This window comes from Pseudomonas xantholysinigenes (assembly GCF_014268885.2).
Classification (GTDB): domain Bacteria; phylum Pseudomonadota; class Gammaproteobacteria; order Pseudomonadales; family Pseudomonadaceae; genus Aquipseudomonas; species Aquipseudomonas xantholysinigenes.
On the sequence record NZ_CP077095.1, the window covers coordinates 4,671,224 to 4,685,802 of the forward strand.

Annotated in this window: 13 protein-coding genes, 1 pseudogene and 1 riboswitch; of the genes and pseudogenes, 6 read left to right on the forward strand and 8 right to left on the reverse strand. The window is 64.6% G+C overall.

Features of this window, described 5'->3' with window-relative positions; genetic code table 11:
• Window positions 1-18: 18 nt before the first annotated feature.
• The 3 genes from HU772_RS20840 to HU772_RS20850 all read right to left on the reverse strand — a co-directional run bounded on the left by HU772_RS20840 (window position 19) and on the right by HU772_RS20850 (window position 5,314).
• The gene (locus HU772_RS20840) at window positions 19-1,383 is read right to left on the reverse strand and encodes a DUF1329 domain-containing protein (RefSeq protein WP_186658964.1); all 1,365 of its coding nucleotides are present in this window, start codon (window positions 1,381-1,383) and stop codon (window positions 19-21) included.
• Window positions 1,384-1,409: 26 nt separating this feature from the next.
• Window positions 1,410-3,299, reverse strand: a complete 1,890-nt coding sequence (locus tag HU772_RS20845; protein WP_186658967.1) for a DUF1302 domain-containing protein — start codon at window positions 3,297-3,299, stop codon at window positions 1,410-1,412.
• 332 nt (window positions 3,300-3,631) lie between these two features.
• Entirely contained in the window at window positions 3,632-5,314 is a 1,683-nt protein-coding gene (locus HU772_RS20850; RefSeq protein WP_186658970.1) for a fatty acid--CoA ligase, read from the reverse strand.
• A gap of 187 nt (window positions 5,315-5,501) precedes the next feature.
• Between HU772_RS20850 and HU772_RS20855 the strand changes: the two genes are divergently transcribed.
• From HU772_RS20855 to HU772_RS20865, 3 genes are all read left to right on the forward strand, one after another.
• The gene (locus tag HU772_RS20855; RefSeq protein ID WP_186658973.1) at window positions 5,502-6,467 is read left to right on the forward strand and encodes a 2-hydroxyacid dehydrogenase; all 966 of its coding nucleotides are present in this window, start codon (window positions 5,502-5,504) and stop codon (window positions 6,465-6,467) included.
• Window positions 6,468-6,518: 51 nt separating this feature from the next.
• Window positions 6,519-7,517: a methyltransferase gene (locus HU772_RS20860; protein ID WP_186658976.1), complete on the forward strand. Its 999-nt coding sequence runs from the start codon at window positions 6,519-6,521 to the stop codon at window positions 7,515-7,517.
• 39 nt (window positions 7,518-7,556) lie between these two features.
• A riboswitch (yybP-ykoY riboswitch) is annotated at window positions 7,557-7,677 on the forward strand.
• 90 nt (window positions 7,678-7,767) lie between these two features.
• A complete protein-coding gene (locus tag HU772_RS20865; RefSeq protein WP_186659047.1) occupies window positions 7,768-8,352 on the forward strand; it encodes a TMEM165/GDT1 family protein in 585 nt (194 codons plus the stop codon).
• A 109-nt stretch (window positions 8,353-8,461) separates the two neighbouring features.
• Here the strand turns inward: HU772_RS20865 and HU772_RS20870 are convergent, their stop codons facing one another.
• Complete coding sequence (locus HU772_RS20870; protein ID WP_186658978.1) at window positions 8,462-9,277, reverse strand: M48 family metallopeptidase; 816 nt, start codon at window positions 9,275-9,277, stop codon at window positions 8,462-8,464.
• A gap of 1,331 nt (window positions 9,278-10,608) precedes the next feature.
• On the opposite strand from HU772_RS20870, the pseudogene HU772_RS25350 reads away from it, so the two are divergent.
• A pseudogene (locus HU772_RS25350) lies at window positions 10,609-10,668 on the forward strand (hypothetical protein); the annotation flags it as partial.
• Window positions 10,669-10,866: 198 nt separating this feature from the next.
• Window positions 10,867-11,571, forward strand: a complete 705-nt coding sequence (locus HU772_RS25355; protein ID WP_437182454.1) for a methyl-accepting chemotaxis protein — start codon at window positions 10,867-10,869, stop codon at window positions 11,569-11,571.
• 217 nt (window positions 11,572-11,788) lie between these two features.
• Here the strand turns inward: HU772_RS25355 and HU772_RS20880 are convergent, their stop codons facing one another.
• From HU772_RS20880 to HU772_RS20890, 3 genes are read right to left on the reverse strand one after another with little or no spacing between them, the layout of a single operon-like run.
• A complete protein-coding gene (locus HU772_RS20880; protein ID WP_186658983.1) occupies window positions 11,789-12,409 on the reverse strand; it encodes an SOS response-associated peptidase in 621 nt (206 codons plus the stop codon).
• A gap of 15 nt (window positions 12,410-12,424) precedes the next feature.
• The gene (locus tag HU772_RS20885; protein ID WP_186658986.1) at window positions 12,425-12,685 is read right to left on the reverse strand and encodes a putative signal transducing protein; all 261 of its coding nucleotides are present in this window, start codon (window positions 12,683-12,685) and stop codon (window positions 12,425-12,427) included.
• Window positions 12,685-12,867: a CPXCG motif-containing cysteine-rich protein gene (locus tag HU772_RS20890; protein WP_056795571.1), complete on the reverse strand. Its 183-nt coding sequence runs from the start codon at window positions 12,865-12,867 to the stop codon at window positions 12,685-12,687. Before HU772_RS20890 ends, HU772_RS20885 begins: the two co-directional genes overlap by 1 nt.
• Before the next feature lie 125 nt (window positions 12,868-12,992).
• Between HU772_RS20890 and HU772_RS20895 the strand changes: the two genes are divergently transcribed.
• Window positions 12,993-14,159, forward strand: coding sequence for a 1-acyl-sn-glycerol-3-phosphate acyltransferase (locus HU772_RS20895; RefSeq protein WP_186658989.1), 1,167 nt, complete (start codon window positions 12,993-12,995; stop codon window positions 14,157-14,159).
• Window positions 14,160-14,275: 116 nt separating this feature from the next.
• Here the strand turns inward: HU772_RS20895 and HU772_RS20900 are convergent, their stop codons facing one another.
• On the reverse strand, window positions 14,276-14,536 hold the full coding sequence (locus HU772_RS20900; protein WP_186658992.1) for a hypothetical protein: 261 nt from the start codon (window positions 14,534-14,536) through the stop codon (window positions 14,276-14,278).
• Window positions 14,537-14,579 lie beyond the last annotated feature (43 nt).

The following is a 14,579-nucleotide window of genomic DNA, read 5'->3' on the forward strand; positions in this document are numbered from 1 at the left end:
GAGTGGACAGCGATCAGGTCAACGCACACCAGCCTGACGCAGTGCCGCCGGCTGGAAATCAGCCTTGCTGGCGCTGAAGCCGAAGTTGTATGCGCTCTTTTCTTCGTTCTTCATGCCCAGTGCCAGGTAACGGCCCGATTGCAGGTCGTAGATGGCTTCCAGGGTGTACCACGGTACTTGCACGTTGTAGTACGGCTGGGCGTGGGCTTCCGATACACGCCACAGCTGGTTGCGCCCGTCGTACTGGTCGATCACCGCAGCCTGCCAGGTGTCCTCGTCGATGTAGAAATCACGCTTGGCATAGATGTGGCGCTGGCCAGGCTTGAGGGTGGCGACCACGTGCCAGACACGCCGCAGCTCATAGCGTGCCAGGTCCTGGTTGATGTGCCCGGCCTTGATGATGTCGGAGTACTTGAGCTTCGGATCATCCAGCTTGTAGGCGTTGGAGGCGATGTACATCTCCTTCTTGCCTTCGAGCTTCCAGTCGTAGCGGTCCGGCGCGCCGTTGTACATGTCCAGGTTGTCGGAGGTACGCAGGCCGTCGGCGGCGGTACCCGGGCCATCGTAGGAAACCTGCGGCGCCTGGCGCACACGGCGCTGGCCGGCGTTGTAGATCCAGGCCTTGCGCGGTTCCTTGACCTGGTCGAGGGTCTCGTGGACCAACAGTACGGTACCGGCCAGGCGCGCCGGCGCGGTCACTTCCTGCTTGAAGTAGAACAGGATGTTGCCAGGGTTGGCTGGATCGTAGTCCTTCATCTTGTCGCGGAAGACGAACTGGTCCTGGAAGTACACCAGGCTGTAGGAGCCATTCTGCTGCGGGGTGGCCTGGGTGACCAGACGGGTCACACTGCCGCCCCGGTAGCGGGTGATGTGGTTCCAGATCACCTCCAGGCCGTCCTTGGGAATCGGGAACGGAATCGCCGTGCGGAAGTTCTCCAGGCCGTTGCCGCCGGCGACCAGCGTGGTTTTGGTGGCGTTTTCCTTGATCGCCGCGAACACATCGTCCGGCACGGTGGCGCCGCGGTGGGTCTTGTACACCGGAATCTTGTAGCTGTCTGGATAACGCTTGAGCATTGCCAGCTGGCCAGGCGAGAGCTTGTCCTTGTACTGGTCGGCGTTCTGCGCGGTGATGGTGAACAGCGGTTTCTCGCTGCCGTATGGGTCGGATAGGAAGCCCTTGCTGTCGGCGCTGCCGGCACTCTTGGACAGTGGCTCCCACGGGCCGATGGAGCCGTCGGCGTTGCCGGCCTTTTCCGCGCCCATCGGTGTGAGCGACGCGCCCAGCTTGGCCGCCTGATCGGCGGAAACCGCAGCCATGACGCTGGTCGCCAGCAGGGACATGCCCAGTACCCCGGCTTGCAGCAGACGTGTGGTCATTTTCATTCTGTTGTCGTCCTGGATCAGAGTTCTTAGAAGTTCACGCCGAAGCTGAGGGCGACGAAGTCGCGATCATCCACGGTGGTGTACTTGCCATCGAAGAAGTTGGTGTACGACAGGCTCGCCGTGTAGGTGTTCTGGTACTCGGCGTCCAGGCCCAGGCTGACGGCCTTGCGACCTTCCTCGAAGTTACCGCCAGGGCCCGGGGAGTAACCGGAGACGTCGTGGGACCAGGCCACGCTCGGCTTGAGGTTGACCCCGGCGAAGACGTCGTTGTAGTCCCAGATGGCGCGTGCGCGGTAGCCCCACGAGGTGCTGGTGGTGAAGCCGTCACCTTCGCAGTTGCGCGTGAGGTTGGCGTTCGAGCTGCCCAGGCCGGAGCCACTGATGGTGCTGGCATTGAGCAGGCGGCAGGCATTGCCCGGCAGGTCGCCCGGGCCGTAAACCGGATCGCGGCCATAACGGGCCTTGTCACGGCTTTCCAGGCCACCGACATGGGTGACACCGACCTCACCCACCAGGGTCATGCGGCTGGCGCCCATCACCTGGTCGAAGAAGTGGGTGAAGGTGGTCTGGAACTGGGTGATTTCCTTGCGACGATAACCGTGCAGGTCTTGTCCCGGCTGGCCGTTGAGTACCGAGGCATTACCGAACAACGGCCCGCCCAGCGGCTTGACGCCGGCAAACAGGATGTCGGTACTGTTCAACTGCACCGGTGCGTTGGGGCGATAGCTGATCTCGCCGCTCCAGGCGGTACCGGTGGGCAGGGTGGTGGAGAAGCTGAGGCCGTAGAGACGAATGTCCTCGGGGTATTCGACGAAGTACTGCGAGTTGCCGGCCACGACCAGTGGCGCAAGCCCCGCCAATGGGGTGGTCGCCAGCGCACGGGCGCGGGCGAAGGCGGCAGGCGAGGCGCCGGTGGCGCTGAAGATCGGTGCCCGGCTGTGGTAGTTCATGAAGTAGGCGCCGAACTCGGTGTCCAGCGGCTCGTACATGTAGCGGAACGCCAGGCCCCACTGGCCGCTGTCGCGGGCATCGCGGTCAGCGCCGCGGCGCACCAGCACGCCTTCTTCGTTGTAGTTGACATTGTTGGCCGCGAGCACGCCCCGCGCGGCGGCCGGCAAGGCATTGAGGGTACGGCTGCTGTTCAGCACGCGCAGGTTGTTGGTGCAACCGTCGGCAATGATGTCGGGCTGCGAGAAGAACGTGCCGCAGTTGTCGACGACCGTCTGGTCCCATTCGATCTGGTAGAACGCTTCGGCCGACAGGTTGTCGGTGAGGCTCTGGGAGATGTAGAACATGTTGACCGGGATCAGGCCTTCCTTCACCTCGGAACCCGGACGGCGGAACGCGGACACGTCGATCGGGTTGATCGAGTTGATGCCGCCGCCGATGAAGGTGCTCTCGCCCCAGCTCACCACCTGCTTGCCCAGGCGCACCGAGCCCGGCAGGTCGGCGATGGAGTAGTTGTGATAGACGAAGGCGTCGAGCAGCTCGGCACCGGAGGACTTGGCGCCCTCCTTGCGGTTGGAGTCGCTGATGTCCTTGAACTCGCGGCCTTCGTCCTTGAGCTCGAAGTCGTACCAGTACTTGCCCCGGACGAACACGCCGGTGTCGCCGTACTTGAGCTCGAGGTCGTGGATACCCTTGAAGATCTTCGAGAAGGTTTCGCCCTTCTTGAAGTTGAGGTGGCCGTCGTCGGAGGTCTGCGACAAGCCTTTGCCGCCGTTGTTGACCCCGATGAGGTTCTTGTTCGGATTGGCAGTCGACCAGCTGGCGCCAACGGAGAGCGACGAGTCGAACTGGCCTTCGATTTCACCGATGTTGAAGCTGACCGCGAAAGCTGGACTTGCGAGCGTGGAAGCGAGGCTGACGGCCAGAGGCAGACGAGCCCGGCGCCAGAACGGGTTTGCAGATGTCATCGACGCTACTCCATGTACTTTTTTGTTATGGCAGTGAGTCCTTTCAGAAACGGCTTGAGCGCCTGGTTGAAGCAGGCTCCTGCCCAAGGCACCACGCGCAGGATGCGCGGTACCCTCCCCCATTCCTGAAAATCCCCTGACCCGACTATAGCCAGCGGTCACAGGTGCTTGATCCCTCTAAAGTGTGATTTGCGCGCCTGGGTGAAGCCCCACCCCGATTGGCCGCCCTGCGTGCCGGCAGTGCTCAAGCATGGCTCAATTTCATCGTTTGACAAGGCGCGATCCCCTCTAGCTTGCGGGTCGTACTCGCAGTAGCACGACCCGCGCAGCGGTTACAGGGTAGAGAGGAAGGCGCTGTTACTGGCTTGCCACTGGCTGATATCCAGGCGGATGCGCTTCTTGTCGAGCTTGCCGACGCTGGTCTTGGGAATTTCAGTAACAAGGGCGATCTGGCTGGGAATCGCCCATTTGTTGATATGCCCCTGTTCGACAAAGGGCTTGAGGTGTTCCTTGAGCGCCCGGGCATCGATGTGCATGCCGTCACGCGCCACCAGCAGGGCAAAGGGCCGCTCGCCCCACTGCGGGTCGGGCACGCCGACCACCGCCACTTCGCGCACCGCCGGGTGGCGGCTGACCAGGTCCTCGAGGTCGAGCGAGGAGATCCATTCGCCACCGGTCTTGATCACATCCTTGATGCGATCGCGAATATCGATGTAACCCATGCCGTCGAGGGTGGCGACGTCACCAGTGTGCAGCCAGCCGCCCTGCCAGAGTTCCTCGCCCTTTTCCGGCTCGCGGAAGTAGCCCATGGTCAGCCACGGCGCGCGCAGCACCAGCTCGCCCTGGGTTTCGCCATCGGCGGAGAGGAAGTTGCCATTGCCATCGACGATGGCAGCCTCGACCAGTGGCACCGGCACGCCCGCCTTGATCCGGTAACTGGTGCGTTCATCCTCGCTGCCGGCCTGCAGCTCGTCGTTCAGGTGCGCGGCACTGATCAGCGGGCAGGTTTCCGACATGCCGTAGGCGGCGGTGAGCTGGATGCCCCGGGCCAGCGCTGCCTGATACAAGGCGCGATTGAGCGCGCTGCCACCGATGATGATCTTCCAGCCACCGAAATCCTGGCCGGCCGCCGACGGGCAATTGAGCAGCATCTGCAGGATGGTCGGCACGCAGTGGGAGAAGGTGACCTTTTCCTCGCGCCACAGCTTGATCAGCATGTCCGGCTCGTAGCGCCCAGGATAAACCTGCTTGATCCCCATCATGGTCGCCGCATAGGGGATGCCCCAGGCGTGCACGTGGAACATCGGCGTGATCGGCATGTAGACGTCGTTGCTGCTCAGCAACCTGACGCTGTCGAGGCTGCCAAGCACCGAGGTTTCGGCCAGGGTATGCAGCACCAGCTGGCGATGGGTGAAGTAGACCCCCTTGGGATTGCCGGTGGTGCCGGTGGTGTAGAAGGTGGTGGCCACCGAGTTTTCGTCGAAGTCGGGGAAGTCGTAGTGCGGGCTGGCCGCGGCCAGCAATTGCTCGTACTCGCCCACCAGGTTCGGCAGCTCGGCGGCCTTGTCTGGGCCGTCGGTCAGCAGCAGGGTCTTGTCGACCGTGCTCAGCTGGCCGGCGATGGCCTGGTAGAGACCGATGAAATCACTGTTGACCAGCACGAAACGGTCTTCGGCGTGGTTCATGGTGTAGAGGACTTGCTCGGGCGACAGGCGCACGTTGATGGTGTGCACCACCGCGCCGATCATCGGGATGGCGAACATGCACTCCAGGTAACGGTGGCTGTCCCAGTCCATCACCGCCACGGTATCCCCGGCCTTGACCCCGGCTTCGGTCAGCACGTTGGCCAACCGGGCGATGCGCTCGCTCAGTTGCGGGTAGGTCAGACGGATCTGGTCGCGATAGACGATCTCGCGGGTTTTCTCGTAACGGCTGCCGGACATCAGCAGGCGCTTGATCAGCAGTGGGTACTGGTAGGCGCCCTCGGCGGGCTTGATGATGCGCGTCTGCAACATGGGTATCCCTTTTCTTCAAAGCGGGCAGGACGGTTCAGGCCTCCACTGTAGTTCGGTGACGCACCGGTCAAATCAGCCGAAGGAATGATTTGCGCTCCTCGAGGTATGAGTGCCGCGACATTGACGAAGGGCGCCAACGGGCCAGACACTGCGACGACACCTTGCCGTCCAATCACCGGAGCCCCTGATGCCCAGCCCACGTCGCGCCGTGTTCCTCGATCACCAGTCACTGGACCTGGGTGACCTCGACCTTGCGCCGCTGCATGCCCAGTTCGATGAACTGCTACTGCACGCTGCCACCACGGCACAGCAGGTCGCCGAGCGCCTGCAAGGCGCAACGGCAGTGATCAGCAACAAAGTGCTGCTCGATGCCGCCACCCTGGCCGCCAACCCGCAACTCAAGCTGATCCTGGTCGCCGCCACCGGCACCAACAACGTCGACCTGGCCGCCGCCCGCGCCCAGGGCATCACCGTGTGCAACTGCCAGGGCTACGGCACCCCCTCGGTGGCCCAGCACACCCTGGCGCTGCTGCTGGCCCTGGCCACGCGGCTGTGTGACTACAACCAGGCGGTGAAGGCCGGGCAATGGGCCAAGGCCAGCCAGTTCTGCCTGCTGGACTTCCCCATCGTCGAGCTGCAGGGCAAGACCCTCGGCCTGCTCGGCCACGGCGAGCTGGGCGGTGCAGTGGCGCGCCTGGCCGAAGCCTTCGGCATGCGCGTGCTCAGCGGGCAGATTCCGGGGCGCCCACCGCGCGCCGACCGCCTGCCGCTGGACGAACTGCTGCCGCAGGTCGATGCGCTGACCCTGCACTGCCCGCTCAACGAGCAGACCCGGCACATGCTTGGCGCCCGCGAGTTGGCCCTGCTCAAGCCCGGCGCGCTGGTGGTCAACACCGCCCGCGGCGGACTGATCGACGAACAGGCCCTGGCCGACGCCCTGCGTGCGGGGCGCCTGGGCGGCGCGGCCAGCGATGTGCTCAGCGTCGAGCCACCGGCCAATGGCAACCCCTTGCTGGCGGCGGACATCCCACGCCTGATCATCACCCCGCACAGCGCCTGGGGCGCAGTGGAGTCGCGGCAACGCATCGTCGGCCAGCTCGCCGAAAACGCCCAGGCCTACTTCGCCGGCCAGCCACGGCGAGTGGTCGGCTGAGGCCCTGGCGCCTCTGGTACACTGCGCCACTTTTTTCAGGAGGCGTCGTCCATGGACCCGCGCAGTGAAGTGTTGCTCCGCCAGGCGGACCTGTTCCAGGGCCCGCTGCTGATCGCCGGCGCCCAGGCCGACGGCCTGCTTGGCCAATTGCCCGAAGCCCATGGCTGGACCTGGCATGCCGGCGACCAGGCGCTGCTCCAGAGCCGTTTCGCCGGACGCAGCCACTACGGGGTCGAGGTGCCCGAGGTGGCGTTCGACACCGCCGTGCTGTTCCTGCCCAAGTCCCGCGACCTCGCCGCCTACCTGCTCAACGCCCTGGCCTCGCGCCTGGCCGGCCGCACGCTGTACCTGGTGGGCGAGAAACGTGGCGGCATCGAAGGCGCGGCCAAGCAACTGCAGGCCTTCGGCAAACCGCGCAAGCTCGACAGCGCGCGGCATTGCCAGCTCTGGCAAGTGACCGTCGACAACGCCCCGCAGGCCAAGCCCCTGGAAAGCCTCGCCGAACGTTTCGAACTGGCGCTGGCGGATGGCCCGCTGCAGGTGATCAGCCTGCCAGGCGTGTTCAGCCACGGCCGCCTGGACAAAGGCACGGCCCTGCTGCTGGAACACCTCGACAACCTGCCCAGCGGCGCCGTGCTGGACTTTGGCTGCGGTGCCGGGGTGCTGGGGGCCACGCTCAAGCGTCGTTATCCACAGAGCCGGGTGACCCTGCTCGATGTCGACGCCTTCGCCGTTGCCGCCAGTCGCCTGACCCTGGCCGCCAATGGCCTGGAGGGCGAGGTGATCAGTGGTGACGGCATCGATGCCGCCCCTGCCGAACTGGACCTGATCCTGAGCAATCCCCCCTTCCATACGGGGGTGCACACCGATTACCAAGCGTCGGAAAACCTGCTGAAAAAATCCAGCAAACATCTGCGAAAAGGCGGCGAAATACGGCTGGTTGCCAACAGCTTCCTGCGCTACCAGCCGCTGCTCGAAGAGGCCCTGGGCAACTGCGAGATCCGCGCCGAGGCACAGGGCTTTCGCATCTACCGAGCAACACGCGGATAAAAACAGGGCTTGCCGAAAACGATTCGCCTAGGCAGAATCCGCCCCGTCCTAGGGGAGTAGTCTCCCGCGAGCGCCCTGCTCGCCCGGCACGCGTCAACACACTTGGCCCACAGGCCATGGCGCGTGCGACCCACGATCCACGCAGATGGATCCAGGGTTTGACAAGACCTATGACACGCACACCTTACCCGGGGCGGGGAGGTCGTACGTGTCATAGCCGTGTCGGCCCGCCCCCGTAGGAATCCTGATGCTGGAATCGCTGCTCGTCCCCACCGCCATCGTTGCCCTCGCCGAAATCGGCGACAAGACGCAATTGCTCGCGCTCATCCTCGCCGCACGCTTTCGCAAACCCTGGCCGATCATCGCCGGCATCATCGCCGCGACCCTGGCCAACCATGCCGCCGCGGGTGCCGTAGGCGCCTGGGTCAGCAGCTTCTTCACCGAGTCGGTGCTGCACTGGATCCTCGCCGCGAGCTTCACCGCCACGGCGTTGTGGACCCTGGTACCGGACAAAATGGACGACGACGAAACCAGCAACGCGCGCCGTTTCGGGCCGTTCGTGACGACGCTGATCGCATTCTTCCTGGCGGAAATCGGTGACAAGACCCAGGTGGCCACGGTGATGCTGGCGGCACAGTACCCGCACCTGATCATGGTGATCATCGGCACGACGCTGGGCATGCTGATCGCCAACGTGCCGGTGGTGCTGGCGGGCAACTTCGCGGCGGAGAAACTGCCGCTGACGCTGATCCGTCGCCTGGCGGCGGCCGCGTTCTTCGTGCTGGCCGTGGTCGCAGTGTATTCGGCGATGAAGACCAGTGGCTGGATTGGGTAAGACGGCGGCAAGCTGCAAGCTGCAAGCTGCAAGCTGCAAGAAAAAGTGTATTGGCTTGTTCTTGAAGCTTGAAGCTTGTGGCTTGTGGCTTGTGGCTTGTGGCTAATTTTTACTTCTTGGCCGCTTGATACAACGGCATCACCTTGGGGATCGCCGCCTGCAACGAAGCGATCCGGCTGCTCGAGGCCGGGTGGGTACTCATGAACTCCGGCGGCGCGCCTTCGGACGCCTGGCTCATCTTGTTCCACAGGGTGATCGCGGCGTTCGGGTCGTAGCCGGCGCGGGCCGACAGTTCCAGGCCGATCAGGTCGGCCTCGTTCTCGTTGGCGCGGCTGTTGGGCAAGGTCATGGCGTAGTTCACCACGGCGTCGGCCATAGCGACGCTGTCCTGGCCAAGGCCCAGGAAGGCCGTGGCGCCCTGACGGGCCATCTCTACGCCATATGCCTTGGACATCGCCTCGCGGCTGTGCTCGCGCAGGGCATGGGCGATCTCGTGGCCGACCACGGCGGCGATCTCGGCATCGGTCAGCTTGAGCTGGTCGATCAAGCCGGTGTAGACGATGATCTTGCCGCCCGGGCCGCAGTTGGCGTTGAGCTCGTCGCTCTTGATCACGTTGACTTCCCAGTTCCACTGCGCGGCATCCGGGCGGAACTGTGGTGCCTGGGCGATCAGGCGCGTGGCGATGGCCTGTACGCGCTTGGCATCGTTGCTGGTCTTGTCCAGCACGCCCTTGTTCGACGCCTCGCCGAGGGTCTGCTGGTACGACTGGGCGTACATCTGGTTGACCTGGTCGGTCGACAGCATGCTGAACATGTACTGCTGGCGCTGCACGCCCACGGCGCCGCCGCTGGTGGTATTGACCGCCTGGCAGCCAGCCAGGAGGACACCGGCGGCCAGCAGGCTGACAACGAATGACTTACGCATGAAAACACTCCCTTTTTACATGCCGCGTATCCTAGGCCCAGTCGCCCGCCCCTGCCAGAGCCGCAGGGAAGATTTCTCGCCGCGTCCTCATGCTTTGGTATTACCCCGCCGATAACCCCGGTTAACGACCTCCTTGCGCGCGGAGCTTTGCCATGAAGTTCAAGTCGATCCAGTTTTCCGTGGCCGCCCTGGCCGGTGCCATCGTGCTGAGCATTGTGGCGGCACTGGTGCTGTATGCGGTGTATGCCGGGCAACGGACCCAGGCGCTGGTGCAACAACGCACCCAGCAACAGTTCGAGAACGTCATCGAGCAACGCCTCGCGGCCCTGGCCCGCACCCAGGTCAGCGAGATCCAGCGCGGCCTCGAGGCACCGCTGGCGATCGCCCGCGGCCTGGCCACCGGCAATGCGATGATCGGCATGCAGGGCGCCGACGGCCAGCCGTTGATGCGCGTTGACCGCGAACACCTGATCAACCAGCTCAAGCGCACCGTGGAGGCTAACCCGAGCGTGCTCGGCGCCTACCTGGGCTGGGAGGCAAACGCCCTCGACCACGCCGATGCGCGCTATGTCGGCAGCCCGCTGGTAGGCATCGACAGCGCCAGCGGACGTTTCCTGCCCTGGTGGTTCCGCAACGCCGACGGCAGCCTGGGCCAGGACAAGCTGGCCGATGTCGACGACCGCACGGTGCTGGCCACCGGCGTGCGCGCCAGCGAATACTACCTGTGCCCGAAGGAATCGAAGAAAGCCTGCGTGATCGACCCGGCGCCTTATAAAGTGGGCGACAAGACAGTGATGCTGGCGTCGTTCGTCGAACCGATCATGATCGACGGCCAGTTCCAGGGCATGGCCGGCGCCGACCTGTCGGTGAACTTCATCCAGGACCTGCTCAACAACGCCGATCGCCAGCTGTACGACGGCGCCGGCGAGCTGGCCCTGGTATCCAGCAACGGGCGCCTGGTCGCCTATACCCGCGACCCGGCCAAGTTCGGCGAAAAAGCCAGCGACGTACTGGACAGCGAGGAAGCCGCCACCCTGAAGAGCCTCAGTGGCGAGCAGCTGCACTACGAAGTGGACGCCAGCAAGGACCGTATCGAGCTGTACCTGCCGTTCAAGGTCGCCAGCACCGACGCGCGCTGGACCCTGCTGCTGGAGTTGCCGCTGAGCACCGTCATGGCCGACGTCAAGCAGTTGCAGCAGGACCTGGCCGATCAGCGCCGCACCGATATCACCGGCATGACCCTGGTCGGCCTGGGCATCGCCGCCGTCGGCCTGCTGGTGATCTGGCTGCTGGCCCTGGGCATCGCCCGCCCGCTCAAGCAGATGGTCGCCATGCTCGACGACATCGCCCAGGGCGAAGGCGACCTGACCCGCCGCCTGCACAGCGACCGCGCCGACGAACTGGGCGCCATCGCCAGCGGCTTCAATACCTTCCTGGCCAAGTTGCAGGCGATGATCAGCCAGGTGGTCAGCTCGGTGCAGAAAGTCAGCGATTCCTCGGAACACACCGCCGATATCGCCATCCGCACCAACCAGGGCGTGCACAAGCAGATGGCCGAGATCGACCAAGTGGCCACGGCCGTGCACGAAATGACCGCCACGGCCCAGGATGTGGCGCGCAATGCCACCCAGGCGGCCCAGGCCGCCAGCGAGGCCGACCGCGCGGCCAACCAGGGCCTGGATATCGTCCGCGACACCTCCCACGCCATCAGCGCCCTGGCCAGCGAGATCGGCCGGGCGGTAACCGTGGTCCAGGACCTGGCCCGCGACAGCGAGAACATCAATGCGATCCTGGTGGCCATTCGCGCCATCGCCGAGCAGACCAACCTGCTGGCGCTCAATGCCGCCATCGAGGCGGCCCGCGCCGGCGAACAGGGCCGCGGCTTCGCCGTGGTGGCCGACGAGGTGCGCAACCTGGCGCAGAAGACCCAGCAGGCCACCGAAGAAATCCAGCAGATGATCCAGCAGTTGCAGCAAGGCACCCGCGAAGTGGTCAAGGTGATGGAGGACAGCCAGGGCAAGACCGACGACAGCGTGCTGCAGGCCAGCCGCGCCGCCGAGGCGCTGGAGAGCATCACCCAGGCGGTATCGGTGATCAACGACATGAACACCCAGATCGCCAGCGCCGCCGAGGAGCAGAGCGCCGTGGCCGAGGACATCAACCGCAACGTGATCAATATCGGCCAGGTGGCCGGTGAAGTGGCCGGTGGCGCCGACGAGTCGAGCCAGGCCAGTGCCGAGCTGACCAAGCTGGCGGAGCAGCAGCGGCGCTTGATCAATCAGTTCAGGGTGTAACGGGCTCCTGTAGGAGATCAGCCAACCCTTTGGTGCTGCGCTGCCGCGAGGGAACGGCTATCCCTGTGGGAGCGGGCTTGCCCGCGAAGCAGGCGCCGCAGTGCTTGGCACCGGCTCCGCCGGTGTTCGCGGGCAAGCCCGCTCCCACTGGCCCAACGCCTTGGCAAGGCCGCTCCCACGGCGTTGCGTATCCGGACACACCGAGAGTCGACAGCCTTCACGCCGGCGTCAGGCACTCCGGCCCATTGAGCTGCGGGTCGTTGACGAAGTACGCCAGCGCCCGCTCACGCAGGGCCGTCGGCGGCTTGGCCAACAACTCGTGCAATCTCGCCATCGGTGTTTCAGGATCCAGCCACAGCGCCTGCTCGGCCTCGTCCAGGATCAGCGGCCGACGCTGGTTCATCGCCGCCTGCGTCACCACCGCGCAACTCAGCCACTGCTGCTCCTGCACCGGATAGACTTCCCACAACGCCGCGAAGAACAACGACGCGCCCTCCCCCGGCGTGACCCAGTACGGACGCTTGCGCGCCGTGCCACGCCACTCATAGAAGCCGTTGGCCGGCATCAGGCAGCGCCGCTGGCGCAGAGGCTCACGGAACATCGGTTGCTCGGCGATGGTTTCGGCGCGGGCCTGGGCGGGGGTGCGGGACAGGTCGGTCAACCACGCCGGGGTCAGCCCCCAACGGGCGCTGGCCAGTTGCAGCTGGCCGTCGAGCTGGCGCTGGATCAGCACCGAGGCGCCGGGCGAGATGTTCCATTGGGCCTGCTGGCCCGCCGGGAAACCGGGCAGGCCGGCAAAGGCCTGGGACCAGCGAAACAGGGCGTAGCGTCCACACATGGGCGAATTCAAAACCTAGCAGATCAGGGTTCCGGGATAACTCTCCGGTTCGTCGCCGGCAAGTGGCTGGGCGGCATTGTACGCATCGATCAACTGCCGTGCGTATTCGGCCTGCTCATCGGCCACCGCCAGGCCAAGCAAGCCCTGGATCGGCAGCTCACCCATGGCGCCCATCAGGTCGCGCCCCACCAGGTGCACCTCGATGCCTTCGCTGGCCAGCATGCCCACCAGCATCTGCGCTTCCAGCAGGCTTTCTGGTTCGTAGATCCGTTGCATCAATCGTTCTCGCCGTAGACATCCAGCATCCATTCCTCGCCATGTACCTGCAGCACGAAGCGGATAGGCTTGCAGCATACCTGGCAGTCCTCGATGTACTCCTGATCGCCCGCGGACAGGTCGACCGTGGTTTCGACTTCTTCGCCACAATAGGGGCAATCGTAGATCGCAGTTTCCAGCATCGCGGCCTCCGGGGTGACTTGTGCGTATAATTGCCGGTCTGTTTACAGGGCCTGTGTGTGTCCGAGCCGTTTTTCGGAGCCCGCCCCTACCTTATTACCCTAGCCGTTTCCAACAAGAGAGCATGATGGGCGAATTCGATGCCATCCGACCGTACGACGACGCTGAGGTCCCTGCCGTTCTGGCACGCCTGCTCAGCGACCCGGCATTCCTCGATATCCTCACCCACTTCCGCTTCCCGCGTGCGGCGGGCGCCTTCGGCTGGCTGCTCAAACCGCTGATCGCCCGGCGCCTGCGCCAGGAGTTCGCCGGCGTCAGTTGCGTCTCCACCTTGCAGGACAAGGTCGAGTACTACGTCGACCGCACCATCGACCGCGCCACCGACGGTGTCACCTACACCGGCGTCGAACAACTCAAGTCCGGTACCGCCTACCTGTTCCTGGCCAACCATCGCGACATCGTGATGGACCCGGCCTTCGTCAACTACGCGGTCTACCACGCCGGCCTGCCGACGCCGCGCATAGCCATCGGCGACAACCTGCTGCAAAAGCCGTTCGTCAGCGACATGATGCGCCTGAACAAGAGCTTCATCGTGCACCGCTCGATCAGCGGCCGCCGCGAGAAGCTGGCCGCCTACCAACAGTTGTCGGCCTACATCAACCATTCGATCCGCCACGACTGCGTGTCGATCTGGATCGCCCAGGCCGAAGGCCGCGCCAAGGACGGTGACGACCGCACCGACTCGGCGATCCTCAAGATGTTCCACATGAGCCGCAAGGACGAGCCGTTTGGCGCGGTGATCCAGGGCCTGAACCTGACGCCGGTGTCGATCAGCTACGAATACGACCCGTGCGACCTGGCCAAGGCTCGCGAGCTGTATATCCGCGCCACCACCGGCAGCTACAAGAAGGCACCGGGCGAGGACGACAACAGCATCGCCCAGGGCATCACCGGCTACAAAGGCCGGGTGCACATCAACTTCGCGCCACCGGTGACCGAGTACCACGAGGACACCAAGCAGCTGGCCCAGGCCATCGACCGACAGATCCTCGGCGGCTATCGGTTGTTCCCGGTGCATTACCTGGCGTATGCGATGTGGGCGGAGAAGGACGCGACGCTCGAGGTGCCGAGCGCGGAGAAACTGTTCCCGGTCGACGAACTGACCAAGGCGAAGCAAGAGTGGCAGCGCCGGCTCGACGCCTGCCCGGTCGAGCATCAGCCGTACCTGGTGCAGCAGTATGCAACGCCGGTGCGCAACCAGTATCAGGTGAAGCGCCAGCCGGCTTCAGCCTGAGAACGCACCTGTAGGAGCGGGCTTGTCCCGCGAAGGCGTCAGATCAAGCAATGATGGGTCTGATATGACGCCTTCGCGGGACAAGCCCGCTCCTACACAGAGCAGGTATCAGCGATTCAGACCCAGGTACTGAACCAGGACAGCAGCAGGGCCATCGCCAGGCAACAGAAGCCGAGAATGTAGTAATAGCGCGGCACCCGCTGTTCGAGCCCATCCACCACGCCCTCATCCACCGCCAGACTTTCCCGGCGCAGCGCCTCGCGACGCCGCGCGCTGTGCAGCAGCAAGCCACCCGGGCAGGTAATGAACAGCGCCAGCAGGTTGATCAGCTTGGCCGGATGGGCGGCCAGAAAGCCCCAGAACACTTGCAACGACATTGCGCGACCTCGGTATCACATGCGGCAAAGCCCGGCATTCTAC